The following is a 1,856-nucleotide window of genomic DNA, read 5'->3' on the forward strand; positions in this document are numbered from 1 at the left end:
GCGTTGATCGGCTGAGCCGGACGTCACGCGGGTGATCGCGGGCGCCGGCCGGGGGAGCGGGGGCGCGAAATCGTTTTCTCCGAGCATTTATTCGCGCGCGCCGGAATGGGCTTTACGAAAATTGTCGAAACGTGAGCAATGCCGCTTGGTGGGACGTGGTGTGCAGTGTTGCTCCGTTCAGCGGGGTTTGCTTCCATGATCCTTTCGCTACCATGGTCCGGCCCCCGTCCCCAATTTGAATGTATTGGGAAGGATTCCGATGCTGTCTGCGGTCGTTGCTGCCGTAATGGCGCTGTCCTCAGTGGTCGCCCCGCATTCGTGGAACACCCCTCCGCCGCCCGACAAAATCGTCATCGACGTCGTGAACGCCATCGGCACGGGCTGCCCGCTCGGCACGTCCGNNNNCCCGGAAGAACTGCCAGATCGGCCTGCGGGTGCACGTGCCACAGGGGTTCACCTACGGAATCGCGCAGGCGGACTACCGCGGGTTCGCGCACTTGGAGCGCGGTGCGACCGGCCTGGAAAGAGCCAACTACTATTTCCAGGGCAATTCTCCGACGGCTTACATTCAGCATCCGCTGACCGGGCCGTTCGAAGAGGACTGGCATTTCACCGACAAGACCGAGGTCGGGGCCATCGTGTTCAAGCCCTGCGGTGAGGAACGCAACCTGAACATCAACACGGAATTGCGGGCCGCGGCCGGGACGTCGGATCCGAAGAAGACCACCAGCTACGTCACCATGGACTCGACCGACGGCAGCATCACCACCACCTACCACTTCGCGTGGCTCGTCTGTCCGTGATCGGCTCCGGGTGACCGGAGGTCCAGAGGGGCGGCGCGGTCGACAGCCGCGCCGCTCCGGTCCCGGTCAGGGCTTCACCGGGGCCCGGGGATCGGTGGCTTCGACGCCGAAGACGCGGCCGAGGGAGACGAGGGCCTCGTCGAGGTGGCTGAGGCTGGAGAGGACGGCCCGGGTTTCGGCCGCTTCGACGCGGTCGGAGACGGGAGTGCCGTCGTCGCGCACGAGCGTGCCGGGTGTGGGGCCACCCGGGGCGTCGAGCGCGGTGCGGAGGACGTCGATGTTGGCCAGCAGCCGTCCGGTGAACTGGCGCAGCCGGTCGGCGTCGGTGCCGGTGAGCTGGCCGGGCTGGGCGCGGGCGGCGACGTGACGGGCGCGGAAGGCGATGGTTTCCAGGGTGGTGAGCACGTGCCAGCCGTAGTCGCGGCGGGCGCTGCGGAGGTTCACCGGGTGGGTCAGCGGTTCGATGGTGGTGCGGACCTGTTCGACGCTGCGGTCGAGGTCGCGGGAGAGCTCGATGATGTTGACGTTCTCCTCGCCGGCGAGCAGGCCGCGGGTGTGCTCGAGGAACTCTTCGAGGTCGTCGAGCACGGCGGCGATGTCGTCGAGCATGACCGCGCGGGTGCGGACCGGGACGATGACGACCGCGGCGAGGATGCCGGCGGCCGCGCCGACCGCGGTCTCGGCGACGCGGATCCAGAGCACTTCGAGGCTGAACGTGCCGAGCAGGCTGTAGAGCAGGCCGAGCATGCTGGTGACGAAGAAGGCCATCACCACCTGGGAGACGCGCGCGGTGTAGACCATCCCGAACACGCACACGAGGATGAGGCCGAGGGTGGCGGCGGTGTTGCCGCCGACCAGGAGCGCGAGCAGGACGCCGCCGACGATGCCGATCAGGGTGCCGCCGAGGCGGCGGACGCCCTTGACGAAGGTGGCGCCGGCGCTGGAGGCGCCGATGAACACCACGAACACGGTGAGCACGGCCCAGTACCAGCGCTGGTGGGAAACGAGTTCGCCGCCGACCACGGCGAGCCCGCCGCCGACGACGGCCTGGAT

General features: G+C 68.1%; 1 protein-coding gene and 1 pseudogene. One reads left to right on the forward strand and one right to left on the reverse strand.

Annotation, left to right across the window (positions count from 1 at the left end):
- The first annotated feature begins 286 nt into the window (after nucleotides 1-286).
- Nucleotides 287-803: pseudogene (locus CCN39_RS38075) on the forward strand (DUF4360 domain-containing protein).
- Between the two features lie 66 nt (nucleotides 804-869).
- On the opposite strand, the gene CCN39_RS38080 reads toward CCN39_RS38075, so the two are convergent.
- Nucleotides 870-1,856, reverse strand: a 987-nt coding sequence (locus tag CCN39_RS38080; protein WP_143264306.1) for an FUSC family protein, incomplete at its 5' end; no start/stop codon positions are given.

Origin of the sequence: Amycolatopsis kentuckyensis, assembly GCF_002155975.1 — a bacterium.
Classification (GTDB): Bacteria; Actinomycetota; Actinomycetes; order Mycobacteriales; family Pseudonocardiaceae; genus Amycolatopsis; species Amycolatopsis kentuckyensis.